Origin of the sequence: Streptomyces sp. NPDC058663 (assembly GCF_042716745.1) — a bacterium.
Classification (GTDB): domain Bacteria; phylum Actinomycetota; class Actinomycetes; order Streptomycetales; family Streptomycetaceae; genus Streptomyces.
Window position 1 is genome coordinate 253,886 of record NZ_JBHXRV010000001.1, and the last position, 25,491, is coordinate 279,376.

A 25,491-nucleotide genomic window follows, 5' to 3' on the forward strand; every position below is an offset into this window, starting at 1 on the left:
AAGCCACGAGCGGGAACGTTTTCGGCCTGGTTGGATGTTGACCCTGGTACGACAGCTCGTCGAGCTAGAGAAGAGGCGACGTGACTACTGTTCTGACCCCCGCGAGCCCCCTGACGGCCGCTGACCGATGCGACCGCTGCGGCGCCCAGGCTTACCTGCGCGTTCTCCTGGCCAGCGGCGGCGAACTGCTCTTCTGCGCCCACCACGGTCGCAAGTTCGAGCCCGAGCTCAAGAAGATCGCCGCGGAAATACAGGACGAGACGGACCGGCTGACGGTCACGCCTTCGCCCTCAGAGGACGACGAACGCTGACGCCCTGAGAGCATCCACGACGAGCCAAGGACCGGTCACGACCGGTCGACGGGCGGCCCACCCCGGGTGTGCGGGGCGGGCCGCCCGTTCTCGTACGCCCCGGGCGTCGCGCTCCGCCGGCCCGCCAGGACCGCCGCGCAGCCCCCGCCAGAACGCTCACCATGCCCCCTGCCGGGGCGCCACGGGGCCCGCCACCCGCACGGGCGCGCTAGGGGTCCTCAGGGGCCCGCGGGGCGGCGTCCGGCTGCCTCAGCCGTTCTTCGCGATCTCCTCGGACAGCACCGAAATCCGGGTGTACACCCCGGGGTTTTCGGCCTGCCCGCAACCACTTCCCCAGGACACCAGCCCGATCAGCCGCCCCCTGGCCACCAGGGGCCCCCCGCTGTCGCCCTGACAGGCGTCGCGGCCGCCGTCCGGGTCTCCCGCGCAGAGCATGGTGGCGGGGAGATAGGCTCCGCCCGGCTTCCCGGGGTAGGCCCTGGTACAGGCCGCGTCCGGCAGGACCCGCACCCGCGTCGCGCGCAGGGACGTCGCGTAGTCCCCGCCCCCGGTGGTGTCCCCCCAGCCGTAGACCATGGCGGGGGTGCCCGGCCTGGCCGCGGCACTGTGCGGGCCCGCCATCCGCATGACGTGGTCGGCGGGCAGTGCGGCGGACAGGGTCAGGACGGCCACGTCACCCGAGTTCGAGACCGGGTCGTACGACGGATTGATCCAGGTTCCGCGCACCGGGATCTCCCGGCCGCCCGGCCCCCGCAGCTCCCCGCGACCGGCGATGATCTTCAGATCGCCCACCGCGCTCAACGGCACGCCGAGCACGTCCCGGCCCAGACAGTGGGCCGCCGTCACCACCTTGGTCGGCGCCACCACCACTCCGCCGCAGAACTGCCCCGCCCGCGTACCCCCGAACCGGTCACGGCTGGACACGGCCACCGCCCACGGGCTGTCCGTGATCCGCACCTTCTGGCCCCCTATGACCACCCCGTCCGCGACGGCCGGGCCCGGTGCCACCAGCGGTGATACGGCCACAACTGCGGTCAGGGTGAGGGCGGCGGTGAGTGATCGGGTGCTGGGTAGGCGCATGCGTCCTCCTGACTCGGGGTGATCTCTGCACACCCAGAGTCATCCAGCCCCCATTCCCCCGCACCCTCGCGCATGCCGGGGCCGCCTCCGAGCGACGTACGCCGGATGCCTGACACCACGGCCGGGCCACGTCGGGGCGGCCCGCTAGGACGGGCTCAGTCCAGGTAGTCGCGCAGGACCTGCGAGCGCGACGGGTGACGCAGCTTGGACATCGTCTTGGACTCGATCTGGCGGATGCGCTCACGCGTCACGCCGTAGACCTTGCCGATCTCGTCCAGCGTCTTGGGCTGGCCGTCCGTGAGGCCGAAGCGCATGGACACCACACCCGCCTCGCGCTCGGAGAGCGTGTCCAGGACCGAGTGCAGCTGCTCCTGGAGCAGCGTGAAGCTGACGGCGTCGGCCGGAACCACGGCTTCCGAGTCCTCGATGAGGTCACCGAACTCACTGTCGCCGTCCTCGCCGAGCGGGGTGTGCAGGGAGATCGGCTCGCGGCCGTACTTCTGCACCTCGACGACCTTCTCGGGCGTCATGTCGAGTTCCTTGGCCAGCTCCTCCGGGGTGGGCTCGCGGCCCAGGTCCTGGAGCATCTGGCGCTGCACGCGGGCGAGCTTGTTGATGACCTCGACCATGTGCACCGGGATGCGGATGGTGCGGGCCTGGTCGGCCATGGCGCGGGTGATCGCCTGCCGGATCCACCAGGTCGCGTACGTGGAGAACTTGTAGCCCTTGGTGTAGTCGAACTTCTCGACCGCACGGATCAGGCCCAGATTTCCTTCCTGGATCAGGTCCAGGAAGAGCATGCCGCGGCCGGTGTAGCGCTTGGCGAGGGAGACGACGAGGCGGAGGTTTGCCTCCAGCAGGTGGTTCTTCGCGCGCCCGCCGTCCTGGGAGATGATCTCCAGTTCGCGCTTGAGCTTCGGGGCGAGCTTGTCGGAGTTCGCCAGTTTGTCCTCGGCGAACAGTCCGGCCTCGATGCGTTTGGCCAGCTCCACCTCCTGCTCGGCGTTGAGGAGCGGCACCTTGCCGATCTGCTTGAGGTAGTCCTTGACCGGGTCGGCGGTGGCGCCCGCGATCGCGACCTGCTGGGCAGGGGCGTCGTCCTCGTCGTCGTCGGAGAGTACGAAGCCCTTGCCCTCGCTGCTCTCCTCCTCCTCGCCCGGCTTTCCCGGAGTCTCCTCGGCCGTCTCGTCGCCCTCCGCGTCCCTCTTCGCCACCGCCTTCTTGGCCGCCGTCTTCTTCGCGGCGCTCTTCTTCGTGGCGGTCTTCTTCGCGGTGGCCTTCTTGGCGGCCGCCTTCTTCGTGGCCGCCTCCTTGACGGGGGCCGAGCCCTCCTCGTCGGCCACGGCGTCCACCGTCCCGGCAGCGGGAGCCGCGGCGGCGGCAACGGTCCTGGGGGCGGACGCACTTGCCGCGACGGTCCGGGAGGCGGGCCGCTCGGCGGCGGGGTTCGCTGCGGCGCTCTTGCGGACGCTCTTCGGCGTCTCCGCGGCGGTGACCATCAGCGTCACACCCTCTTCCTCGAGGATCTCGTTGAGGCTCCGCAGAACGCTCTTCCACTGGGTCGGCGGGATCCCGTCCGCGTCGAACGCCCGACGCACGTCGTCGCCCGCGATCTGCCCATCAGCCTTCCCCCGCTCGATGAGCGCCAACACGGACTCGGACTCGGCGATCTCCGGCGGGAGCGTACGGGATGTGCTGGCCGACACGAACAACCTCTCGGAACGATGGAAATGGCGTCCGACCCCGCCCGCGAGGGCCTGAGCCGACGACCACCGGCTGGGGGTGCACCGGCGGACCGGGCGAAGAGCTGAGACGGTCGGCGGGGCCGTGAGCGGCTCCGCATTTCCTCCTCGGCTGTCACCTCTTAGGTCATCGCGGGATTCCGAGGAGTGTTACGCCCAATCTTCGTGGCCCGAGTCACAACGGAATCGCCACGGAATGACAACGAATGATGCAGAGGGGAGTGGACGCCCCACCCTCGTGTCGCCGGACCCGAGGGGCCCGGCGACACGAGGAACAACCGCCGGCACGGGGCCGGGTTTTCCCATGGACGTGCCTCAGTGCTCTCGCGGCGCAGGAACAACCCGCTCCACTTCGGGGTGCACCGTGAGGAGTTGACGCATCGCCGACTCGGCCCCCGAAGCATCGCCCGCAGCAAGGGCGTCGGCGATCCGGGCGTGGTGGGAGAGGGAGGCGTCGGTGGGCCGGTCACAGCCGAAGATCGGGCCTCCGGACACCTGCAGGGCAGCCGAAACGATGCCGGAGAGGTGTTCCAGCATGCGGTTGCCCGCGAGTTGGATGAGCAGCGAGTGGAATTCGGCATCGGCCCGCGAGAAGGTGAGTGCGTCCCCCTGCGAGAGCGCGTGCCCCATGATCTCGACCATGTCGCCGAGCCGCTGCTGCACGTCGTCGCGGTCGTGGCCGGCGGCGAGCCTGGCCGCGAGCGGCTCGATCGTCCAGCGGAGTTCGGCGAGTTCGCGGCGCTGGTCGTCGCGCTGTGGCCCGAAGGCGCGCCACTCGATGATGTCGGGGTCGAGCAGGTTCCAGTCGCTGACCGGACGGACCCGAGTGCCCACATTGGGGCGGGCGCTGACCAGGCCTTTGGCCTCAAGTACGCGCAGCGATTCGCGGACGACGGTGCGGGAGACCTCGAACCGCTGACCGATCTCCTCGGGTACGAGCGGGCGGTCGGCCCCGAGATCACCGGAGACGATCATCTGGCCGAGCTGCTGGACGAGTTGGCCGTGGAGGCCTCGCCCGCGGTTGCCGGCCGCGCGGCGGCCGACCCGTCCCAGGTCGGATTCCGGGCTGTCCCAGCCGAGGGGCCCGACGCGGTCGGGGCCGGACGTCTCCGCGTAGGGGTAGCGGTCGAGTGCGCCAGGCCCGGGAAGACCTGAGTCGACGGAGCGGGCGGCGGTCATCATGGTGTGCGCAAGGGTACTCACGGATCAGTTGTCGGCTTGAGCTCCGTGCCCCTTGAGGTCTTTGGTGAAAAGCACACGAAAGGGTGATCACCGCCCACTCCCCCCTTGACGCCTTATCGGCCGGAAATAGGCGGTCTCCGGGGAGTTGTGGCCGATTCGCCTCCTACGCGTCAGGTTGTGGTCACCAACGGGCCCTGCGCCGAAGGCAGGTGAGCAGATATGCGCACAGGAGCGCAGGGAGCGACAACACCAGCGCGGTACCGACCGGTTGGGCAAGCATCCGCAGTGCGGCCAGCAGCCACTCGTCCGTCGCGCCGGGCAGTCTCAGCCACATCAGTTCCCGCAGTCTGCCCGGGAGTCCGGCCATCGAACGTGCGGCCGGACCCGTGAGCAGGTACTGGACCGCCGGTGCGACGACGACGGGAACGGCGAGTACGGCCGCCAGCCCGGCGGTGGTGACCCGGAACACCCCGGCGCCGAGCAGCCCGGCCCAGGCGCAGCCCACACAGAGCGCCGCCCAGCTCGCTGAGCGGGTCGGAGCGCCCGGGGCGATCTGGGCCGGCTCCGTTCCGTAGAGGAAGTGCAGAAGCAGGAAGTCGACCGCGACGGTGCCGACGGCGAGGGCCAGTGCGAGGCCTGCGGACACCGCGAGCTTGGCCAGGAGCAGTCCTGGTTTGCGGGGGGAGGTTCCCCTCGAGGCCGCGAGCGCCGGGTAGCGGAACTCGTCACCGAAGGCGACCGCGCCGAGCAGGCCCGCACCGAAGGCTGCGGGCGGCAGTGGCAGTACGTCGGGCCAGGCGGCCAGCGCGACGGGGAGAGGAGTCGTGCCGCCGCGCGCGAGGAGAGCCGCGAGGACGGCGGAGACGCAGAGGACGGCGGCGGTCGTCGCCAGGGTGGCCCGGGTGCCGAAGGTGCGGATCAGCTCGTAGCGCAGGGGGCGAAGCGGACTGCGCAGAGCGCGTGGCGTGACGGTCGGACGAGGACGCCCCGGCTCGGGGGCGGGAGTGGGTACGGGCTCGGGGTGGGGTACGGGCTCGGGGGTGGATACGGGCAGGGAGGTGGATACAGGCACGGGGGTGGACCGGGGTTCGGCGACGGATGCGGACTCGGACGCGGGCCGGGGCTCGGCGGCGGGTTCCGGGTTCCGGGCTGCCGCCGCCCCGGGCCGGGCCCCGGAGGTGACTGGTCCGCCCATGTCCCCGACCTCGTCGGAGAGTTGATGCAGAAGTACGCCGTGCCGGAACGCGGTGTCGCCGACCTCCGCACAGCTGCTGCCGTAGACGGAGAGACGGTTGCCGCCCTCGGGAACGACCTCCACGGAGCGGCGGTCGGCCCTGGCCTCCTTGCCGAGGAGGGCCCCCAGCCGGAGGGCCTGCGGTGTGCGTACGGCGACCCGTGGGCGCAGCCGGGTGCGGGAGAAGTCGGCGGCGTCCTGGTCGGCGACGAGGCGGCCCTCTTCGAGGGTGACGACCCGGTCTGCCGTACGGGCTGCCTCCTTGGGGTCGCCCGTGGTGTAGAGAACGGTGCCGCCTTGTGCAGCATGGGCCCGCAGGAGTGCGAACAGCCATCCGGTGTCCCGGGGGGAGAGTCCCGCTGCGGGCTCGTCGAGCAGGAGGGTGTGCGGGTCGGCGAGGAGGGCGGCGGCGAGGCCGAGGCGGCGGTCCATGCCCAGCGAGAGCGATCCCAGACGCTGCCGGCCCAGTCCGGTGAGTCCGACAACGTCGAGCAGTTCGTCGACGCGCGACGCGGGTACGCCCGCCGCGGCACACAGCATCCGGAGCTGACCGTGCGCGGTACGGGAGGGGTTGCCGGGTACATCGCCCAGGAGGACCCCCACTTCACGGGCCGGGTGGGCGATGCGGTGCAGCGGCCGCCCTCTGAAGTAGGTGATCCCTCGCCCCTGTTCGAGCGAGAGCATCAGGCGCAGCGCGGTGGTCCTGCCGGAGCCGGGTGCGCCGAGGAGGGCCGTGACATGGCCGGGCCTGGCCTCGAAGGTCAGGTCGTCCACGGCGGGCGGGCGGGTCCTGCGTCGGGTGCTGGTGAGTCCGATGGCCTGGAGCATCGCTTCCCTCGCGTCTGTTGCGTCTCCCGCATCTCCCGTCTCTCCCGCGGGAGGTGGGACCGCTCGGCGGCTGGGACGGGTACCGCAGCAAGATAACGCGACATTTCAGACTTTTTGCGCAGCAAGGAGAAGTGCGGGTGTCAGGACCGGCCACGAGCGGCCCGCAGCGGTGTGCTGATCAGACCTCGGGGCGCAGCATCGGCGGGTTGAGCACAGTGGCTCCGCCCGCCCTGAACAGCTGGGCGGGACGGCCCCCCTGACGGGTCGTCGTACCGCCGGAGGGGACCAGGAAACCAGGGGTGCCCGTCACCTTGCGGTGGAAGTTGCGGGGGTCGAGGACCACGCCCCACACCGCTTCGTACACCCTGCGCAGCTCACCGACCGTGAACTCCGGCGGGCAGAAGGCGGTGGCGAGCGACGAGTACTCGATCTTCGAACGGGCCCGCTCCACCCCGTCGGCCAGGATCCGCGCGTGGTCGAAGGCGAGCGGGGCCCCCTGTGTGCCCTCGCCGCGGCCGTCGTTGTGGCCGAGCAGGTCCTCGACCGGCGCCCAGCGGGCGCTGTTCGCGTCACCACCCGCCCGGGGGGCGGGAAGGTCGGGAGCGAGCGCGAGGTGCGCGACGCTCACCACCCTCATCCGGGGGTCGCGCCCGGGGTCGCCGTAGGTGGCCAACTGCTCCAGATGAGCGCCGTTGCCGAGGGTGCAGGCGGAAGTGTCGTGTGTGGTGGGACCGGAAAGAGAGGTCGGGGCCGACAGCGCGGTCAGCCCGGTTTCCTCGGCCAGCTCCCTGGCCGCGGCCCCCGCGAGATCCTCGTCCGCGCGGACGAACCCCCCGGGCAGTGCCCAGCGCCCCTGGAACGGCGTCTCCCCCCGGCGTACGACCAGGGCGCAGAGCGCGTGGCGGCGCACGGTGAGCACGGCCAGATCCACGGTGACGGCGAAGGGCGGAAAGGCCGACGGATCGTAGGGGGACATGCCGCGATCATAGTCGTCTTCCTGACGATAAACAGTCCCCACGGACCTCCCCTTGCACCTCGCGCCGTCGTCGGCGGCGTCCTGCTCCGCGTCGCCCCGCATCGGTCCGTCACCCACCCAGCTGGAGGCCTTCGGCGGCTTCCTCGATCATGCCGAGGCCGAGCCTGCTGACCCGGACGGCGAAGGGTTCCCCGGCGACCCGCAGCCCGGAAAGCCGCAGCGCTCCGAGCGGTGCGCTGCTGAGCGGTGCCAGCCGCACCGTGCCCGCCGGCGCGTCCGGGAGGATGCCGACGAGGGTGGCGAGCAGGTGGATTCCCGCGGCGGCCGACACCGCCGCCGGCCTGCACGCCGCCGGGTGCGGCGACGGCAGGCTGCCCGCGGTGCGCTGCTCCCCCGCGTACATCTCGGGCAGCCGGAACTCGAAGGCAGCCGCAGCGTCCAGCAGGCCCCGCAGCAGAGCTCCCGCCTCCTTCTCGTACCCGGCGGCGGCCAGCCCGGAGACCGCCACGGCCGTCTCGTGGACCCGTACGGCACCGCTGCGGTGGCCGAACGGATTGTGCGCTGGCTCCTTGGCGCCCAGCCCTCGCAGCCCCCAGCCCGTGTCCAGGGACGGACCGCCGAGCAGGCGGGCCAATTGCTCCGTCTGCACCCTGTCGAGCAGCCCGGGAGCCCGCTGCCCCGCTCCCAGCAGACCGGTGTCCAGCAGATGCGCGGCGCCTGCCCCGAAGTGCGGTACGAGCCGGCCGTCGGGCGCCCTGGCAGCTGCCGGGCGGCCACCCGCGCGGTCCTCGATCCAGAAGTCGCGGCGGAAGGCGTCACGCAGGGCGGCCGCCCGTTCGCGCCAGCCGTCGGCGCCCGGCCGCCCGCACGCCTCCAGCAGGTCGGCTCCGAGCAGTGCCGCACGGTAGGAGTGCGCCTGCGTTTCCGCCCGGCACAGGCCGGCGGGGCCGGCGTCGCGCAGGTAGACGCCGTTTCCCAGGGCGTTGTCCAGCCACCGAAGGCAGCGCTCGGCCGCCGGCAGCAGTTCCGCCAGCTCCTGTTCGGGGATGCCCCAGCGCCTGGCCTCGGCGAGTACGGCGGGGAAGGCGAGGGTGGCCTCGGCGCCGGTGCAGCCCGGGGGCAGATGCGGTCCCGCGTCCCGGAACGGTCCTGGGATGCGGCCGTCGCCGTCCGGCTGGGTGCGCGCGAGGACGCGCAGTGTGGCGGCCGTCAGCCGGGTGCCGAGCGGCAGTGCCATCCGGACCGCCCAGAGCGCCTCGGAGGGGGCGAGTCCGCATCGCCAGGGAATTCCGGCCGCCGGGTACATGTCCGAGGGGTGGGCGGGATCCCGCAGCAGCAGGGAGCGCAAGTCATCGACGGCGGTGCGCAACCAGTCCCGCACCCTGGGATCGTCGCCCTCCGCGTCCGCGTCGGGCAGCGGGCAGGTCCCCGCCCGGCCGGCCGAGCGGATCACCCGGTCGGCCCTGACCCGCAGTTCGATGGTGGTGGAGCCGCCCGGTGGCAGCTTCAGGTCCCAGCGCAGCAGCCCGGCCGAGGCGAGGGCGTCGACGGGTGACGGTACCGCCGTCACCACGCACACGGCCTGGGCCGTGCTCCAGCGCAGGCCGGAGCCGTGGACGCCGGCGGGCAGTCCGGGGCCGGGGCGGCCCGCCCCGATGGCGCCCAGGTCCGCGAGGTCGGTGCCCAGCGAGATCTCCACCGGGAGCTGGAGCGGGCGGGGCAGCGCGTTGCGCAAGGTGATCCGCTCCATGCCGTCGGCGGTTCTGACCCTCTCGACGAGGACCCCGGGATCCGGGCCGGCGTCGCCCTGAGTCCGGACGACCGCCACGAACCTGGCCCGGTCCGCGCCGGTCAGCCTGCCCTGCACGGAGACAGGCTCGCGGCCGGCCACCCGCAGCACGCAGCGCGAGAGCAGTCTGCGCCCGGCCTGGTAGAAGCCTTCGAGTCCGCTTCCGGTGAGCTGACCGTGCGGCGCGGAGAGGGCGAGGGAGGGCAGGTCGGCGCAGACGATCATCGTGTGCACGGCGGGCAGTTCGGCGGGGTGCCCGCCTCCCGGGGCGCCGCCTCTGACAGGGCCTGCCGGGCCAGGTCGACGGGCTGCCGGGGGCGTACCGCCGGCAGCGGAGGACGGCGGGACGGTGAGTGCCATGCGGTGCCTTCTCTGCACTCCGAAGGAGGGCGTCCGATGTGACGGCGTGGCCCGTGCGGCGCCACCACAGGGGTGAACGGCGGCACGGGCAACGGAGTCACGGCCGATGGGGGCGGTGAAGGCGAATACCGGTGGCCGGGGCACCCGGGAACCCGGCGGACGGGAGCCGGGCACCCCGGCAGAGGCCTTCAGCCCTGGCACCCGGGCGGTAGGACCCCGCCCGAGCAGCCCGGCGGTGGAATCCCGCACGGGCACCCGCGCGGTGGGACTCCGCCCCGGCACCCCGGCGGTGGAACTCCGCACGGGAACCCAGCCAGTGGACCTCCGCGGGCCTGAACCCGTGGGGATGCGGCGCGCCCCAGCTCGTCGCGGGTGCCGCGCGGGCCGCTGCGTCATCGCCGGCTCCGGGTCCCGCGCCTCGTCCGCGGCGTCTCCCGCCGCCGCACCCCTTCCCGGAACACCACCGGCCCGGACCGCGGCCCGGTGGCGGGGACGTGGGTCCGGCCGGCCGGGCCGCCCCGCCGGATCCGGCCCACCGGCTTTCCGCCCCGCCCCGCGCCCCGGACAGCGCGAACGCTCCGTGACCGCTGCTCCCCCGACGCCCGCCGGAGGCTCCTCCCCGATCCCGGTTCGGTGCCGCCCTCGGCTCCTCCCGGGCGCGCGGAGCGGTCCCGGCGCAGGCAGGCGCGCAGCCGTTCCGGGTCGAGGCCCTCGTTGCAGGCCTGGTGGAGGAGTTGGGCGAAGGTGTACTCGGGGTCGGCCCCGAGGGCGAGGCCCAGTGCGGCACGGGCCTCCGGTTCGTCGCCGGTGGACCAGGCGACCCAGCCGGCGAGGGTCAGGGGCGGAGCCGCATAGGTGTCGTACGGGCCGACGCACCGCCTGGCGAGCGCCCGCCAGAGCCGCAGTGCGGGGGCCGCCCGGGGACCCTCCATCCATTCCGCCGCCCGGTCCCTGGTCTCCCGGTCCTGGAGGCCCACGACAAGGGTGGCCGCCTCCTCGTCGCTGATCAGGTCGTCGTCGGCGCGGTCCGCAGCGGTCCAGGAGCCCCGGGGCGGCGGTGCCTGTCCGATGCGTTTGATCAGGACCCGGGCCAGACCGAGGGTTTCCTCCGCGACCTCGGTGCGGCCGGTCTCACTGAGGATCCGCGGGACCACGGCACCTCCCGCCCCGTCCAGCGCCCGGACCTGCGCGCGGAGGGAGGCGGGGTCACGCGGCCGGGGTGTGAGCCGGTCCTCCATCTCCCGCAGGGTTCCCCGCACTTGGATTCCCGCGTAGGCGGCCGCCGCCGCCATCACCGACGTACCGGGCAGGGCCAGACCCGTACCCTCGGGCGGGCAGCAGCGGCCGTCCGGGCAGCAGTAGGACCAGAACCGGCCGCCGGAAATGCACAGCGCCTCGAACACCGGGACTTCCAGGGACCCGCAGGCGACGCGCAGCCGCTGGGCGAACGTCCGCAGCCGCTCCATCACCTGCTTGCCGGTCTCGCCCTCGGCGGGGTCCTGGCAGAGAAAGATGACGATGCCGTCGGGGCGGCCGCTGCGCCGTTCACTGGTGGCCACGAGGCAGTCGGCGAGGTGCCGTGCGAGTGGCGCCCACTCCTGGGGAGATTTCGGGATCCCGAGCCTGAGCCGTCCGCCGAACCGGCCCCGGGGCCCGTGCAAGGCCACCATGACCACCGAGTCGCTGGGGAAGTAACCCATCAAATAGGGCAGGGCGTCTGCCAGTTGAGCCGGGCCCCGCAGGGTGATCTGCTGCTCCTCGGTGGATTCGACGGTGTTGGCCGGACCGTGCTGTTCACTGTTCGTGTTCATGCCGCTACGGTGCATCACCTGTCGCCGAGGTCGCCGCCCCTGTGGATAAGGTTATCCACAGGCTGCGGGGCACGTTCGCGCAATGTCGGTGCCATCGGGTTGCATGGGGGCATGACCAACGCAGATCTCAGGGCATCGGCCGACTCCGTACTCGCCCGCCTCGTCGGGGACCCCAGCGGCACGGCCCGGCTGCGCGAGGACCAGTGGCGGGCCATCGAGGCGCTCGTCGCGGACAAGCGCAGGGCGCTGGTCGTGCAGCGGACCGGGTGGGGCAAGTCCGCCGTGTACTTCGTGGCGACCTCGCTGCTGCGCGCGCAGGGCAACGGGCCCACAGTGATCGTCTCGCCGCTCCTGGCGCTGATGCGCAACCAGGTGGAGGCCGCCGCCAGGGCCGGCATCCGCGCGCGCACCATCAACTCGTCCAACCAGGAAGAATGGGAGACCGTCCGGGCCGAAGTGGCCGCGGGCGACGTCGACGTGCTCCTCGTGTCGCCGGAACGTCTGAACAACCCCGACTTCCGGGACAACGTCCTGCCCGAAGTGTCCGCCACCACCGGGCTCCTGGTGGTGGACGAGGCGCACTGCATCTCGGACTGGGGGCACGATTTCCGCCCCGACTACCGGCGGCTTCGCACCATGCTCGCCGAACTGCCGGCCGGGGTTCCGGTCCTGGCCACCACCGCAACGGCCAATTCCCGGGTGACCGCCGATGTCGCCGAGCAGCTCGGCACGGGGGCGGAAACGGACGCGCTGGTCCTGCGGGGCCCGCTGGACCGGGAGAGCCTGAGCCTGAGCGTTCTCCAGCTCCCCGACGCCGCGAACAGGCTGGCCTGGCTCGCCGACCACCTGAACGAACTGCCGGGCTCCGGGATCATCTACACCCTGACCGTGGCGGCTGCCGAGGAGGTCACCACGTATCTGCGCCGGTGCGGGCACCCGGTCTCCTCGTACACCGGCCGCACGGAGAACGCCGATCGTATGCAGGCCGAGGAGGATCTCCTCGCCAACCGGGTGAAGGCCTTGGTCGCGACCTCCGCGCTCGGCATGGGCTTCGACAAGCCCGACCTGGGATTCGTGGTGCACCTCGGCTCCCCCTCGTCCCCGATCGCCTACTACCAGCAGGTGGGCCGCGCGGGACGCGGGGTGGAGCACGCGGAAGTACTGCTGCTGCCCGGCAAGGAGGACGAGGCGATCTGGCGGTACTTCGCCTCGGTCTCCTTCCCGCCGGAGGAGCTCGTACGGCGCACTCTGGACGCGCTCGCGCAGTCCCCGAGGCCGCTGTCGCTGCCCGCGCTGGAACCGATGGTGGATCTGCGGCGCACCCGCCTCGAGGCCATGCTCAAGGTCCTCGACGTGGACGGCGCGGTGCACCGCGAGAAGGGCGGCTGGACCTCCACGGGCCGGCCCTGGGTGTACGACGCCGAGCGGTACGCGTGGGTGGCCGAGCAGCGCAGCTCCGAACAGCAGGCCATGCGGGAGTACGCGGCGACGACCGGGTGCCGCATGGAGTTCCTGCGCAGGCAGCTGGACGACGAGGAGGCCGCTCCCTGCGGCCGTTGCGACAACTGCGCGGGCCCGAGGTTCGAGGACAAGGTCTCGGGCACCGCGCTGGACGCCGCCCGCGGGGAGCTCGGCCGCCCCGGTGTGGAGGTGGAGCCGCGGAAGATGTGGCCCACCGGCCTGCCCGCCGTGGGTGTCGATCTGAAGGGCCGCATCCCGCGCGGCGAAGTCGCCTTCCCCGGGCGCGCCCTGGGCCGTCTCTCGGACATCGGCTGGGGCAACCGGCTGCGCCCCATGCTCGCGTCCCAAGCTCCGGACGGCCCTGTTCCGGACGACGTGCTGCAGGCGGTGGTGACGGTGCTGGCCGACTGGGCGAAGGGGCCAGGCGGCTGGGCCTCGGGCCGGGACGACGCCCCCGCGCGCCCCGTCGGTGTCGTCACGGTGCCGTCGTACCGCAGGCCGGGGCTGGTCTCCTCGCTGGGCATGCGGGTCGCCGAGGTGGGCCGGATGCCCTTCCTCGGTTCGCTGGAGTACGCACCGGAGTCCACCGGGGCGCCGCTTGCGCAGGCCAACAGCGCTCAGCGGGTCCGCTCGCTGCACCAGGTGCTGACCGTGCCGCAGCAGTTGGCCGAGTCGCTGGCCTCGGCCGACGGTCCCGTACTGCTGGTGGACGATCTGTCCGACACCGGCTGGACGCTCGCCATGTCGGCGCGGCTGCTGCGCCGGGCCGGCGCGGAGGGGGTGTTTCCGCTGGTCCTCGCCGTTCAGGGGTGACGGGAGGCATCGGGAGCGGTTCGACTGGGCAGGGATATCAGTGTCGTATCCACAGAATCCGGTCGGCCGCCTCAATTGCTCGTTGCCGCATTCCCTTGCGCCAGGAAGAATTGGAAGCGCTCCCCGCACGGTTTCCTGTGGTCCGCAAGGGCTGTGCCGTGGTGCGCCCCCACTCGACCTTGCCCGCAGCCGCGGGCGCGTATGCGAAGGGAGGACCGTGACCTTCGGATTCGCTCCGTCGCCGAGTTCATTGAGCCCGTCGTCCGCCGATCCGGCCAGTCGCCTGGGCCGGACGCTGGAGCCTGCCGAGTGGGCTTCGGCGGGAATTCCCCTGCTGCGCAACCCGCGTGAGGTCGTCAGCGGCCTGTACGCACGCCATGCGCCCGCGTACGCGACCGCCGTGGTCGCCGTGCTGGACACCGAGGAACGGCTGGTCGCCAGTGCCTCGTTCACCCGGCGCGACTCCCCTGCGGACGGCTGGGAACTGCGCAACTCGCTCCTCGCCCACCTGCGCAGGATCATCCCGCACGACCTCCGCCGCCGTACTCCCGTGCGGACAGCCGTACTGCTCTACTGCCGCGACGGCGACGAGCGGTGGACGGAGGAGGACGGGGCGTGGATGTGGGGTCTGCGGGACGCCTGCACTCTGCACGGCCTGCGCTGCGGGGCGTACATCACCCTGACGCGGGGCGGCTGGCAGGTGCTCGGCGAGGGGCGCGGTGGACGCCGGCCCCACGCGGGTTCACCGGTCGCCGGACTCGCGGACTCGACGGCCGAGACCGATCCGGCCTTGCAAAGCTCCGGCGGCGGGGCGGCGGATGCCCTGCGCCGGGCGGCGGCCCGCTGATCCGGCGGAAGACCACCGGATCAGCGAAGCCGGGTGACCGGGACTCAGACGCCGGCGCCGAGAGCCGAGTTGATCTGCTCCGCGTCGCCGCAGACGATCAGCAGCACACCGGCGCGCTCCCGCACCGCAGGCAGGGAGCGCACCAGGTCCTCGCCCGCCTTGTCGTTGACCGCGACGACCACGACCGGGCGGGCGGCGGCCCGCCCGGCGGCGCTGATGTCCGCGTAGAAGACGTCGTCACCGGCGTCGTGCTGCGCCCAGTAGGACGCGTCACCGAAGGACAACTCGTGTGCCGCCCAGGGGTGTTGTTCACCCGTGGTCAGCACCAGTACGTCCCCCGGTGCGCGGCCCGAGTCGAGCAGCAGGTCCACGGCTTCCTCGGCGGCGTCGAGCGCGCCGTTCACGGGAGCCGGAATCAGCTGGATCCGGGGCCGGTCCGCGGCCGGGGCGCCAAGGGACGCCGGCGGGGCGGCAGGGGCGGCCGGCGGGGCGGCAGCGGCCGTCGCGGGCCGCGGCGCGGAACGATTCTCCGCAAGGGGCGCCTGGGGCCGGTCGGCCGTGGCGCGCGTCCGCGGGGCGGGCGGGCCGGGGCGGGGTGCGGGACCGGGGCGCGGCACCGCCACGGGACGCGGTCCGGGTACGGGGCGAGGGGTCGGCGCGGTCCGGCCGGCGGCCGGCGTGCTGCGGGGACCCTGGGCGCTCTCGTGAATCTGAGGCTCCTGAGGAATGAGAGGCATGAAATGGAGATCTGTGGGACGCCGGTGCGACAGGCTCCGGCAGGTGGTCCGGTGGATGGTGCGTCGGGTGGTGGGTCACTACGGCGCACGGAACGGGCCGCGCGCCCGGCAGAGCCGGTGAACGGTCAGAAATCGAAGCCGAGTTGGCCCCCGCTTTCCAGTGCTGCGGCCTCCGCCGGGATCCGGTGTTTCTTGAGATGCCGCCACTGCGGAAGTCCGTCGAGATAGGACCAGGAGAGGCGGTGGTGCGGGGTCGGCCCGAGCTCCGCCAGGGCCGCTTTGTGCACGGGCGACGGATAGCCGGCGTTGGCCGCGAACGCGTAGGGCGCACAGCCCCCGGCCTCCGCGTCCAGCTCCGCCATCATCGCGTCCCTGCGCACCTTCGCGATCACCGAGGCGGCCGCGACCGCGATGCAGGACTGATCGCCCTTGATCACCGTACGGACCTTCCAGGGTGCCCCGAGGTAGTCGTGCTTCCCGTCGAGGATGACCGCATCGGGCCGTACCGGCAAGGCATTTAGCGCACGTTCGGCGGCGAGCCGCAGGGCGGCCGTCATCCCGAGCTCGTCGATCTCCTCGGGGGTGGAGTGGCCGAGCGCATAGGACGTGACCCACTCCTCCAGCAGCAGCACGAGTGCGTCGCGGCGTTTGACGCTGAGGAGCTTGGAGTCGGTGAGTCCGGCGGGCGGTCGGCGCAGTCCGGTGACGGCGGCACACACGGTGACGGGTCCGGCCCACGCTCCGCGCCCGACCTCGTCGACCCCGGCAACGGTCTTGGCACCGGTGGTGGCGCGCAGTGAGCGCTCGACGGTGTGAGTGGGAGGTTCGTACGGCATGGCGCCAGCCAGGGTACGCCCGCCCGGCGCCGGCCGCGACACCCGCCCCACCCGCAGGCGTCCTCGCGGCCCCGGGGCGGCGGCCGGGGGCCGCGACGGTACGCCGCGGCGTGCCGTACGGGGCCTGGCTCTAGCGCCCGTACTCCCCGTTTCCGCCGGTGCCGAGTCCCCGGCAGTGGGTCACCTCAGGGTCGAGCGGGCGCTCCTCGACGATGTCCAGGGCACGCTGCCGGCCGAGGCTTGTGGCGTACCACGGGTCCCTCTCCAGGCCGTCCATGATGCCGCGCAGCGCACAGGTCCGCTGCGGCTCGGGAAGCGTGTCCAGGGCGGGCACGGCATCGGCCGACAGGTCCCGGAAGTACTCGATGTCGATCCCCTTCTCGTGCTTGAAGCGCGCGACGTTGCGCTCGGCGACCAGGGCGTCGGGGGACGCGAGGCCGAAGGCCAGGACGGCGCCCGCGGCGCTGCCCGCGACGGCCCGGGGCAGCCAGCGGGCCCCGAACACCCCGGACGCCATGATCAGCACGATCACCACGCCGAGCCACAGCTCCATCGCGGTGACCGAGACGCGCAGCCGGGTCAGGCCGTACTCGTCGACGTACATGTTCATCCGGTACAGCGCGGAGACGACCACGACCAGGGTGAGCAGGCAGAGCACGCCGAGCACGGCACGCACCAGGGTCGCGTCGCGGGCGTCCGAGCGGGGTGCCCAGCGCTTGGCGAGGGCGATCACGACGAGGGTCAGCAGGGTGGCCCAGAGCAGCTGCCAGAAGCCCTGCCTGGCATAGGCGGAGTGGGACAGTCCGGCGTCGTCGAGCACCTTCTTGTACTCACCGAACAGGACGGTGAACTGCACGGCGATGAAGGCCGCGAAGAGCAGGTTGAGCACGATGAGCGGAAGGGCCCATTCCATGCGGCCCCGCGCGCGTGCCGGGGCGATCCTGGCCTTGTCCCACTGGTGCGGTGCGGCGGCGGTACGGGCCGCGGCCAGCGCGCCGACGAGCCCCAGCGCGAACAGCAGGACGCGCCACGGGCCGTCGAGGACCGAGAACTCCGGCAGCAGCTTGCCGAGGAGCTCGGCGAAAGCAGCGTCGGCGCTGACGAAGAGGGCACCGAACACGACCAGCAGGAGGACGGCGACGGCCACGGTGCGCACCACCGGGGCCCAGCGGTCCCGGGAACCGTCGGCCCGCTCGCGCAGCCCTCGCCAGCCCCAGCGGACACCCGGTCCCACCGAGCCGACGATGCCCAGGGAGCCGATCAGGATGCCGAGCCAGGTCCGGCTGCCGTGCAGGGCGAGTGAGCCGAGGGCGAGGGCGGAGACCACCGCGAGGAAGGTCGGCCAGCCCGCGTCCCGCAGCACGGGTATCGCGAGGAGCGCGAGCCCTCCGAGTCCCCAGAGCAGCGTCCACGGGCGGACACGGCGACCGGCGGCCTGGGCCGCGAAGAACGCGGCGAGGGCGGCGGGGACAGCCACGACCAGCAGGTTCAGGCCGAGTCCGTCGCCCAGGAAGAGGCCGCTCAGAGTTGCGGTGGCGAGGGCCGCCCACAGCGAGGCGGCGCGCACCCGGGCGGGTGGCGCGGGGCGGACTCCGGCGCGCCAGGCCGGCGGCTCGGCGGCCTTCTGCTGCCGCGCGCGCTGCCAGTGCTGGTGGGCCTGCCACTGCTGCCACTGCTGTTGCTGGCGCAGCTGCTCCGCGGTCGGCGCCTGCGCGTACGACCGCGCGCCGGGCGGCACGGCCGCGGGTGCGGGTGCGGGTCGTGGCGTCGCCGGTACGGGCTGAGGCGATGGCGACGCGGGCCGTGGCGTTGCCGGGGCGGGCCGCGATGGCTCTGCCGCGGGCGGTACGGGCGGTACGGCCGCTGGGGCAGGCGGTACGGCCGCCGGTGCCGCTGCGGGCGGTGCGGCGGCCGCCCCGGGCGGCATGGCTCCGGACGGTTCGGCTGCCGCCTCGGACGGTTCGGTCGGCACTGCGTCGTCAGGCACGGGACCCCCTCCCGACCAGGCGCTTCGCGTCTCGCGCAAGGCGTGGCGGGGAGGGCCCGGTGTCTCGTTCGGCGCACGCCCGTGGAGATCGACGGAGCGGCGTGGCCGTCAGGGTAGCCCGCCGGTTGGACACCCGTTCCCGTCGGCCCCTGGATGCGGACACAACCGTGACAGACCACCGTCCTGGGCGGCGATGCGGTCGAGTCAGCCTGTCGGGACCGGCACCCACGAGGGCAGGGCCTCGGTGCGCTCCAGCCAGGCGTCCGGCGGGCTTCCCGCCCCGGCCCCCGCGAGCACCCCTCCGACGATGGCGCAGTTGGTGTCGACGTCGCCGCCGACCTGCGCGGTCGTCCAGAAGGCCCGTTCGAAGTCGCCGAGCCCCCGGGCCGCGGACCAGAGCGCGAACGGCACGGTGTCGTGCGCGCTGGTGCGCCGCCCGCAGCCGAGCACGGCGGCGACCGTGGTGGCGTCGTCGTAGTCGAGCATGTTGCGGGCTCTGCGCAGTCCGGCCGCGACCGCACTGCGCGGGACGAGGGAGATCACGTCGTCGAGCAGCCCGGCCGGGGTCGGCGGTCCTGCCGGGCCGGCCACCAGGGCTGCCGCGGCGGCGACCGCCATCGCGCCCATCACGGCTTCCCGGTGCTGGTGGGTGACGTACGCGGAGATCTCGGCCTGATGGGTCGCCTGTTCCGGATCGTCGGCGTACCAGGCGCCGAGCGGCGCGATCCGCATGGCGGCTCCGTTGCCCCAGGAGCCGCGGCCGTCGAACAGTGCGGCGGCCAGCTCGCGCCAGTCACCGCCCTCCCTGACCAGCCGCAGCATGCGGTTGACCGCGGGGCCGTACCCGCGGTCGAAGTCGTGGTGCTCGGCGAAGGAACGCGCGAGCGCGTCCTGGTCGATCCGTCGGTGCTCGCCGAGTACGGCCAGCACGGACGCGGCCATCTCGGTGTCGTCGGTCCACTGCCAGTCGCCGTCGGGCAGCTCGCGGCGCTTGAGCAGGGGGTAGTTGGCGGGTACGAAGAACTGGGAGCCCAGGGCGTCTCCCACGGACAGCCCTTGCAGGCTGGCCAGTGCGCGCGCGGAGCGCGGATCGGAAGCGGAGTCAGCGGTCATCGTGGTGCACTCTAACCGGTGACCGGCGACCTCTCCCCAGTGATTCCGTACGGTTCGGGGGCCCGCCACCGCTCGAAGGGCCGGTCCAGTGTGTACCGTCCGTCGTCGCCCAGCTCCAGCACCCGCATTTCGGCGTTGCCCGGGTTGGACAGCGCCTCGAACTCGGCCACCTGCCAGTGGAACCAGCGCATGCAGAACAGCCGCATGGTCAGACCGTGCGTGACGATCAGGACGTTCTCCGGATGGTCCGCGGCCTCGAAACTGCGGTAGAGGCTCTCCAGGAAGGCGCCCACCCGGTCGTAGACGTCCGCCCCCGACTCGCCCTGCGCGAAGCGGTAGAAGAAGTGCCCGTACGCGTCCCGGTACGCCTTCTGCAGTCGTACGTCGTCCCGGTCCTGCCAGTTCCCCCAGTCCTGCTCGCGCAGCCTCGGCTCCTCCCTGACCCGCACCTGGGCGGGGTCGAGGCCGAAGGCACGGAAGGTCTCGTGGGTGCGCCGGTAGGGGGAGACGTATGCGCTGATCCCTTCGTCGCCGAACAGTTCCCTCAGTCTCTCCCCCGCTTGCCGGGCCTGCTGCCGGCCCTGGTCGGTGAGCCTCAGGGCATGGTCGGGCTCACGTTCGTACACGGTGTCATCGGCGTTGCCCTCGGATTCGCCGTGCCGGACGAGGACGATGCGTCGCGGTCGTGCCATGCCGAAACCCTAGTTCGAGTGGGCGGCGGCGGCTCAACCGGCCGGCCTCCCCGCCCCCATCCGGCGTATCTGCCCGGTGCAGCGACGCCGGACACCGGCCAGGGCGCCCACCGGGCAACGCCCGCCACAGGAGCCCCACGCCCTCACACCGTCCACGTCGGCTCCAGCTCCACCACGTCGCCGGCCAGCGCCGCCACGTCCGCCTCGGTCTGTGCGCGCAGCGAGAGCCGCTCCACCCGGTCCGCCCGGTACTTGCCGTGCTCGGCGGCCGACCGCCACATCGACAGCACCAGGAACTCGTTCCCCGGCGCTTCCCCGAACAGCCCGCGCAGCATGCCGGGCGAGCCGGCCATGGCCGGATTCCAGACCTTCTGCTGCATCAGCACGAAATGTTCGACCCGGTCCGCGCGCACCTTGCAGTGCGCGACCCGCACCACGTCGGCATCGGTGAACCGCGGCTCGAAGCCCGTCTTGACGTCGAAACGGTATTCGAACAGCTTGACCTGGATGTCCTTGTACGTGCCTGCCTGACCGGCCGCGAGCCGGTCGTGCGAGCGCGCCATGAAGGAGTCGTAGAAGGCGCGGCTCTCCCAGAAGGCGAAGACGTGGGCCACCCCGTCCCGCCCCCGGCTCCAGCCGCCGCTCTGGCCCCGGAATCCGGGTTCGCCGAGCAGCCCCGCCCATTTTCGCTGGCCCCGATCGAACCCTCGACGGTCGACAACACTGCAGCGAATCCACTTGACCAGCACCGCGCCATCGTACGGCCGCAAGGGTGGCGCGGGTCACCCCGCGACGGCCGCACCGGCTGTCACCTGACGACTTGTCCGGCTCGGTCTCCCCTGTGAGGATCGACGCACAACAGGAAGCGGAGGCAAGCACGTTGAGCAGCTTCAACAAGGGGATCACCAAAGCCGTGGTCACTCTGAAGTGGGATCCCAGCCCGCACGGCACGGCGGCCAGTGACCTCGACATCATCGCCGCGACCTACCGGGCGGACGCGCCGTACGGCAGTCCCGCGTACCTGGTGCACTTCGGCAGCCGGTCGCCGGACGGCACCATCACCCTCAACCGGGACAGCAAGACCGGCCAGGGCTTCGGCACGGACGAGCAGATGACGCTGGAACTCGACCGCCTCGCGGAGAAGTACGCGCGCGTGGTGCTGGGTGTGGCGATCCAACAGCGTGAAGGCAGAAAGGAGTTCGGCGACATACAGAGCACCCTGATCCGGATCCTGGAGGGCCACACCGAGCTCGTCAGCAATGACTTCGCCACCCTGGCGGGGGCGACCGCCGCGACCATCGGCGAATTCGTCCGCGACACGGACGGCACCTGGGAACTGCGCGAGACGGTCCGGGGTTTCGACGCCGATCCCGCGGAGTTCGCCGAGCTGATGGGCGCCCGCCAGGACTGACGGCGCCCTCCCGCGCCAGGCAGGGCATCTTCACCGCGAGTACACATCGCAGAAGGCAGCCGCACACGGCAGCAAGGAGCACACGGCACAGGGCGGCGACCCCCTCCCGGGAATCGCCGCCCTGTGCTTCACACTCCCGGCCGCACGCCCTCAGGGCGTGTCGGCCTGCGGCCTCAGCTGCAGCCGCTGGTCGAGCCGCAGCCCTCGCAGATGTAGCAGCTGCCCGCGCGCTGCATCTTCGTACCGCAGGAGAAGCAGAGCGGTGCGTCGGCGCTGACGCCGAGCTGCATCTCGACGAGCTCCGCCGAGTTGTGCGCCTGCCGGGGAGCCGGAGCAGTGGCCTCCGCCTTGGGAGCGGCGACGGCCGTCACCGTCTCCGCGAGCGGCGCGGACTGCGAAAGACCTTCCACGTCCAGCTCGTCCTCGCTCAGGGACGGCTCGTACGAACCGGTGTCGAGGTGACGCTGGCGCTCCTCGGCCGAGTGGATGCCGAGCGCGGAGCGCGTCTCGAAGGGGAGGAAGTCCAGCGCCAGGCGGCGGAAGATGTAGTCGACGATCGACTGCGCCATCCGCACGTCCGGGTCGTCCGTCATACCGGCCGGCTCGAAGCGCATGTTGGTGAACTTCGAGACGTACGTCTCCAGCGGGACGCCGTACTGCAGGCCCACGGACACGGCGATCGAGAAGGCGTCCATCATGCCCGCGAGGGTCGAGCCCTGCTTGGACATCTTGAGGAAGACCTCGCCGAGACCGTCGTCCGGGTAGGAGTTGGCGGTCATGTAGCCCTCGGCGCCACCGACCGTGAAGGAGGTGGTGATCCCCGGACGGCCCTTGGGCAGACGCTTGCGGACCGGGCGGTACTCGATGACCTTCTCGACGGCCTTGCGGATCTCCGTCTCGGCCTTCTCGGTGACCGCGGTCTTCTCCTTCTCCTTCTTCTTCGCGGAGAGGGGCTGACCGACCTTGCAGTTGTCGCGGTAGATCGCGAGCGCCTTGACGCCCAGCTTCCAGGCCTCGAAGTAGACCTCCTCGACGTCCTCGACGGTCGCCGTCTCCGGCAGGTTGACCGTCTTGGACAGGGCCCCGGAGATCCACGGCTGGATGGCCGCCATCATGCGGACGTGGCCCATCGCGGAGATGGAACGCTCGCCCATGGCGCAGTCGAAGACCTCGTAGTGCTCGGTCTTCAGGCTCGGGGCGTCGATCACATTGCCGTTCTCGGCGATGTGGGCGACGATCGCCTCGATCTGCTCCTCCTGGTAGCCCAGGCGGCGCAGTGCCTGCGGGACGGTGCCGTTGACGATCTGCATCGAGCCGCCGCCGACCAGCTTCTTGAACTTGACCAGGGCGAGGTCGGGCTCGAGGCCGGTGGTGTCGCAGGACATCGCGAGGCCGATGGTGCCGGTGGGGGCGATCACCGAGGCCTGCGCGTTGCGGAAACCGTTCTTCGCGCCGAGCCGGATGACGTCCTGCCAGGCCTCCGTGGCGGCGGCCCAGATCGGGTTGTCCAGGTCGTCCACGTGGACGGCCGCCGCATTGGCGTCGGCGTGCTGCTTCATGACGGCCTGGTGCGGCTGCGCGTTGCGGGCGTAGCCGTCGTACGGGCCGACGACCGCCGCCAGCTCGGCGCTGCGCTTGTACGAGGTGCCGGTCATCAGCGAGGTGATCGCACCGGCGAGCGCGCGGCCGCCGTCGGAGTCGTACGCGTGGCCGGTCGCCATCAGGAGGGCGCCCAGGTTGGCGTAGCCGATGCCCAGCTGGCGGAAGGCGCGGGTGTTCTCACCGATCTTCTCGGTGGGGAAGTCCGCGAAGCAGATCGAGATGTCCATCGCGGTGATGACCAGCTCGACGACCTTGGCGAAGCGCTCGGACTCGAAGGACTGGTTGCCCAGGCCGTCGTCCTTGAGGAACTTCATGAGGTTGAGCGAGGCCAGGTTGCACGAGGTGTTGTCCAGGTGCATGTACTCGCTGCACGGGTTCGAGCCGTTGATCCGGCCGGACTCCGGGCAGGTGTGCCACTTGTTGATGGTGTCGTCGTACTGGATGCCCGGGTCGGCGCAGGCCCAGGCGGCCTCGGCCATCTTGCGGAAGAGGGACTTCGCCTCGACCTCTTCGATGACCTCGCCGGTCATCCGGGCGCGCAGGCCGAACTTGCCGCCGGCCTCGACGGCCTTCATGAACTCGTCGTTCACGCGGACCGAGTTGTTGGCGTTCTGGTACTGGACGGACGTGATGTCGTCGCCGCCCAGGTCCATGTCGAAGCCCGCGTCGCGCAGGGCGCGGATCTTCTCCTCCTCCTTCACCTTGGTCTCGATGAAGTTCTCGATGTCGGGGTGGTCGACGTCGAGGATGACCATCTTGGCCGCACGGCGGGTGGCGCCGCCGGACTTGATGGTTCCGGCGGAGGCGTCGGCGCCGCGCATGAAGGAGACCGGGCCGGACGCGTTGCCGCCCGAGGACAGGAGCTCCTTGGAGGAGCGGATGCGGGAGAGGTTCAGGCCGGCGCCGGAGCCGCCCTTGAAGATCATTCCCTCTTCCTTGTACCAGTCGAGAATCGACTCCATGGAGTCGTCGACGGCCAGGATGAAGCAGGCGGAGACCTGCTGCGGCTGCGGGGTGCCGACGTTGAACCAGACCGGGCTGTTGAAGCTGAAGATCTGGTGCAGGAGGGCGTACGCCAGCTCGTGCTCGAAGATCTCGGCGTCCGCCGGGGAGACGAAGTAGCCGTAGTCCTCGCCGGCCTTGCGGTACGTCTTCACGATCCGGTCGATGAGCTGCTTGAGACCGGTCTCGCGCTGCGGGGTGCCGACGGCGCCGCGGAAGTACTTGCTGGTGACGATGTTGACCGCGTTCACCGACCAGAAGTCGGGGAACTCGACGCCACGCTGCTCGAAGTTGATCGAGCCGTCGCGCCAGTTGGTCATGACGACGTCACGATGCTCCCAGACCACCTCGTCGTACGGGTGCACGCCCGGAGTGGTGTGGATGCGCTCGATACGCAGACCCTTGGCCGTCTTGGATCCCTTGTTGCGGGAACCTCGTACCGGGCCGCTCGTCGTCTCGGTCATGCCGCCTCCCATATCGGGCTAAAACGCCCAGAAGTGCCCAGTTCTTCCCGGGGCACGGTGTGTGTCTGATGTCCCGGCCGTCGCGCGCAGCGCTTCGTCCGTGACGGGTTCTCGGTGCCGCCGGCATTCGCGTCCGGCGACTGATCAGCAGGAGGGCCGATCTGCTCGGTGGCCGCTAGTCGGCGGCCGCGGCGGGCACGGGCACCCCGGGAGGTGCACCGGGCCCACGCTCCTGAGCGGGCGGCCGCTGGTCACGGAGTTCCGTGATGGCGGCCTCGAAGTCTTCCAGCGAATCGAAGGCCCGGTAGACGGACGCGAAGCGCAGGTACGCGACGACGTCGAGCTCCTGGAGGGGCCCCAGAATGGCCAGGCCCACATCGTGGGTGGTCAGCTCGGCACTGCCGGTCGCCCGCACCGCCTCCTCGACCTGCTGGCCGAGCTTGGCGAGGGCGTCCTCGGTGACCGGACGGCCCTGGCACGCCTTGCGCACTCCGGTGATGACCTTCGTACGGCTGAAGGGCTCGGTCACCCCGCTGCGCTTGACCACCATCAGGGAGGCCGTCTCCACCGTCGTGAAACGGCGGGAGCAGTCGGGACACTGACGGCGCCTGCGGATCGACGTCCCGTCGTCCGTGGTCCGGCTGTCGACCACTCGACTGTCGGGGTGCCTGCAGAAGGGGCAGTGCATGGTTCCAAGGCCTCCTTCGCGGCACGATTGAACAGCTCCGTCCGGCCCGGAACGGACCTTCGAAGCAGCACCCAGCATAGGCGATGACCGGGGCCTCTGAGACCGCGGACCACAACTTGTGGGCAGCTGCGGAGATTCAACCACTAGATCTGGGGTTTGGCCGGGCCATCACCCCTACGCGCGTGTCGCGGCAGAAAGGGGTCCGGGCGGGCCGACCACGAGGGTACGGGACGCGGGGCGGGTTCCGGGCTTCCGGTCCCCCGGACGGCGCATCCGACGGCCGGCGAGGGGGTCACGGGCTCACTGCAGGCACCCCTCGAGTGCTCACCGCCGGCAGCCTTCGAGGGCTCACCCAGGCCCTTCAGGACCCCCTGGGGACCCCTCGCTCCGCACCTTCCCAGGGCCCCTTCGGGCCTCCCGGAAGGACTCTCGGAACACGCCGAAACGCATTCGAGCGCCTTTCGACCCGACAGGGAAGGCTACCGTAATCAGCCGAATTGCCGTTCGGAGGATCGGGCACGGAGG

Annotated in this window: 19 protein-coding genes; 4 read left to right on the forward strand and 15 right to left on the reverse strand. The window is 71.8% G+C overall.

Annotated elements, in window-relative coordinates:
* Positions 1 to 80: 80 nt before the first annotated feature.
* Positions 81 to 311 (forward strand): hypothetical protein, encoded by a 231-nt coding sequence (locus ACFWVV_RS01010; protein ID WP_384343726.1) that lies wholly within the window; start codon positions 81 to 83, stop codon positions 309 to 311.
* 249 nt (positions 312 to 560) lie between these two features.
* On the opposite strand, the gene ACFWVV_RS01015 is transcribed toward ACFWVV_RS01010, so the two are convergent.
* From ACFWVV_RS01015 to ACFWVV_RS01045, 7 genes are all read right to left on the reverse strand, one after another.
* Positions 561 to 1,391, reverse strand: a complete 831-nt coding sequence (locus tag ACFWVV_RS01015; protein ID WP_384343724.1) for a S1 family peptidase — start codon at positions 1,389 to 1,391, stop codon at positions 561 to 563.
* A gap of 155 nt (positions 1,392 to 1,546) precedes the next feature.
* Positions 1,547 to 3,097: an RNA polymerase sigma factor gene (locus ACFWVV_RS01020; RefSeq protein ID WP_384343721.1), complete on the reverse strand. Its 1,551-nt coding sequence runs from the start codon at positions 3,095 to 3,097 to the stop codon at positions 1,547 to 1,549.
* A 351-nt stretch (positions 3,098 to 3,448) separates the two neighbouring features.
* Entirely contained in the window at positions 3,449 to 4,336 is an 888-nt protein-coding gene (locus tag ACFWVV_RS01025; RefSeq protein ID WP_384343719.1) for a FadR/GntR family transcriptional regulator, read from the reverse strand.
* A 160-nt stretch (positions 4,337 to 4,496) separates the two neighbouring features.
* The gene (locus ACFWVV_RS01030; RefSeq protein WP_384343716.1) at positions 4,497 to 6,377 is read right to left on the reverse strand and encodes an ATP-binding cassette domain-containing protein; all 1,881 of its coding nucleotides are present in this window, start codon (positions 6,375 to 6,377) and stop codon (positions 4,497 to 4,499) included.
* Positions 6,378 to 6,555: 178 nt separating this feature from the next.
* Positions 6,556 to 7,353 carry an NUDIX domain-containing protein gene (locus tag ACFWVV_RS01035; RefSeq protein WP_384343713.1) on the reverse strand — a complete coding sequence of 266 codons (798 nt, stop codon included), beginning with the start codon at positions 7,351 to 7,353 and terminating at the stop codon, positions 6,556 to 6,558.
* 109 nt (positions 7,354 to 7,462) lie between these two features.
* Positions 7,463 to 9,502, reverse strand: a complete 2,040-nt coding sequence (locus ACFWVV_RS01040; RefSeq protein ID WP_384343710.1) for a glycogen debranching N-terminal domain-containing protein — start codon at positions 9,500 to 9,502, stop codon at positions 7,463 to 7,465.
* A 392-nt stretch (positions 9,503 to 9,894) separates the two neighbouring features.
* Positions 9,895 to 11,313, reverse strand: coding sequence for a DUF4192 domain-containing protein (locus ACFWVV_RS01045; RefSeq protein WP_384343707.1), 1,419 nt, complete (start codon positions 11,311 to 11,313; stop codon positions 9,895 to 9,897).
* Positions 11,314 to 11,424: 111 nt separating this feature from the next.
* Here ACFWVV_RS01045 and ACFWVV_RS01050 point away from each other — a divergent pair, with 111 nt between their 5' ends.
* Together ACFWVV_RS01050 and ACFWVV_RS01055 are read left to right on the forward strand one after the other, a co-directional pair.
* Positions 11,425 to 13,587: a RecQ family ATP-dependent DNA helicase gene (locus ACFWVV_RS01050; protein WP_384343704.1), complete on the forward strand. Its 2,163-nt coding sequence runs from the start codon at positions 11,425 to 11,427 to the stop codon at positions 13,585 to 13,587.
* A 217-nt stretch (positions 13,588 to 13,804) separates the two neighbouring features.
* Positions 13,805 to 14,434, forward strand: coding sequence for a hypothetical protein (locus ACFWVV_RS01055; protein ID WP_384343701.1), 630 nt, complete (start codon positions 13,805 to 13,807; stop codon positions 14,432 to 14,434).
* Positions 14,435 to 14,478: 44 nt separating this feature from the next.
* Here ACFWVV_RS01055 and ACFWVV_RS01060 read toward each other — a convergent pair whose 3' ends face one another.
* The 6 genes from ACFWVV_RS01060 to ACFWVV_RS01085 form a co-directional block, all read right to left on the reverse strand.
* Complete coding sequence (locus ACFWVV_RS01060) at positions 14,479 to 15,171, reverse strand: hypothetical protein (RefSeq protein ID WP_384343698.1); 693 nt, start codon at positions 15,169 to 15,171, stop codon at positions 14,479 to 14,481.
* A 125-nt stretch (positions 15,172 to 15,296) separates the two neighbouring features.
* Positions 15,297 to 16,007 (reverse strand): ribonuclease HII, encoded by a 711-nt coding sequence (locus ACFWVV_RS01065; RefSeq protein WP_384343695.1) that lies wholly within the window; start codon positions 16,005 to 16,007, stop codon positions 15,297 to 15,299.
* Between the two features lie 130 nt (positions 16,008 to 16,137).
* Positions 16,138 to 17,934, reverse strand: a complete 1,797-nt coding sequence (locus ACFWVV_RS01070) for a DUF4153 domain-containing protein (RefSeq protein ID WP_384344122.1) — start codon at positions 17,932 to 17,934, stop codon at positions 16,138 to 16,140.
* A gap of 264 nt (positions 17,935 to 18,198) precedes the next feature.
* Positions 18,199 to 19,107 carry an ADP-ribosylglycohydrolase family protein gene (locus tag ACFWVV_RS01075; protein ID WP_384343692.1) on the reverse strand — a complete coding sequence of 303 codons (909 nt, stop codon included), beginning with the start codon at positions 19,105 to 19,107 and terminating at the stop codon, positions 18,199 to 18,201.
* 11 nt (positions 19,108 to 19,118) lie between these two features.
* A complete protein-coding gene (locus ACFWVV_RS01080) occupies positions 19,119 to 19,799 on the reverse strand; it encodes a histidine phosphatase family protein (RefSeq protein WP_384343689.1) in 681 nt (226 codons plus the stop codon).
* Between the two features lie 143 nt (positions 19,800 to 19,942).
* Positions 19,943 to 20,548 carry a YdbC family protein gene (locus ACFWVV_RS01085; protein ID WP_384343687.1) on the reverse strand — a complete coding sequence of 202 codons (606 nt, stop codon included), beginning with the start codon at positions 20,546 to 20,548 and terminating at the stop codon, positions 19,943 to 19,945.
* Between the two features lie 131 nt (positions 20,549 to 20,679).
* Here ACFWVV_RS01085 and ACFWVV_RS01090 point away from each other — a divergent pair, with 131 nt between their 5' ends.
* Positions 20,680 to 21,210 (forward strand): TerD family protein, encoded by a 531-nt coding sequence (locus ACFWVV_RS01090; protein ID WP_384343684.1) that lies wholly within the window; start codon positions 20,680 to 20,682, stop codon positions 21,208 to 21,210.
* A gap of 173 nt (positions 21,211 to 21,383) precedes the next feature.
* Here ACFWVV_RS01090 and ACFWVV_RS01095 read toward each other — a convergent pair whose 3' ends face one another.
* Both ACFWVV_RS01095 and nrdR read right to left on the reverse strand, forming a co-directional pair.
* Entirely contained in the window at positions 21,384 to 24,278 is a 2,895-nt protein-coding gene (locus ACFWVV_RS01095; RefSeq protein WP_384343681.1) for a vitamin B12-dependent ribonucleotide reductase, read from the reverse strand.
* A 175-nt stretch (positions 24,279 to 24,453) separates the two neighbouring features.
* Complete coding sequence (gene nrdR, locus ACFWVV_RS01100) at positions 24,454 to 24,966, reverse strand: transcriptional regulator NrdR (protein WP_384343678.1); 513 nt, start codon at positions 24,964 to 24,966, stop codon at positions 24,454 to 24,456.
* Positions 24,967 to 25,491 lie beyond the last annotated feature (525 nt).

Bases quoted from the DNA above. Each gene is read 5' to 3' on its own strand.
- ACFWVV_RS01060 (WP_384343698.1), bottom strand. From the start codon at position 15,171: ATGCCTCTCATTCCTCAGGAGCCTCAGATTCACGAGAGCGCCCAGGGT.
- nrdR (WP_384343678.1), bottom strand. From the start codon at position 24,966: ATGCACTGCCCCTTCTGCAGGCACCCCGACAGTCGAGTGGTCGACAGC.
- ACFWVV_RS01030 (WP_384343716.1), bottom strand. From the start codon at position 6,377: ATGCTCCAGGCCATCGGACTCACCAGCACCCGACGCAGGACCCGCCCG.
- ACFWVV_RS01015 (WP_384343724.1), bottom strand. From the start codon at position 1,391: ATGCGCCTACCCAGCACCCGATCACTCACCGCCGCCCTCACCCTGACC.
- ACFWVV_RS01080 (WP_384343689.1), bottom strand. From the start codon at position 19,799: ATGGCACGACCGCGACGCATCGTCCTCGTCCGGCACGGCGAATCCGAG.
- ACFWVV_RS01050 (WP_384343704.1), top strand. From the start codon at position 11,425: ATGACCAACGCAGATCTCAGGGCATCGGCCGACTCCGTACTCGCCCGC.
- ACFWVV_RS01095 (WP_384343681.1), bottom strand. From the start codon at position 24,278: ATGACCGAGACGACGAGCGGCCCGGTACGAGGTTCCCGCAACAAGGGA.
- ACFWVV_RS01070 (WP_384344122.1), bottom strand. From the start codon at position 17,934: ATGCCGCCCGGGGCGGCCGCCGCACCGCCCGCAGCGGCACCGGCGGCC.
- ACFWVV_RS01040 (WP_384343710.1), bottom strand. From the start codon at position 9,502: ATGGCACTCACCGTCCCGCCGTCCTCCGCTGCCGGCGGTACGCCCCCG.
- ACFWVV_RS01065 (WP_384343695.1), bottom strand. From the start codon at position 16,007: ATGCCGTACGAACCTCCCACTCACACCGTCGAGCGCTCACTGCGCGCC.
- ACFWVV_RS01045 (WP_384343707.1), bottom strand. From the start codon at position 11,313: ATGAACACGAACAGTGAACAGCACGGTCCGGCCAACACCGTCGAATCC.
- ACFWVV_RS01035 (WP_384343713.1), bottom strand. From the start codon at position 7,353: ATGTCCCCCTACGATCCGTCGGCCTTTCCGCCCTTCGCCGTCACCGTG.
- ACFWVV_RS01075 (WP_384343692.1), bottom strand. From the start codon at position 19,107: ATGACCGCTGACTCCGCTTCCGATCCGCGCTCCGCGCGCGCACTGGCC.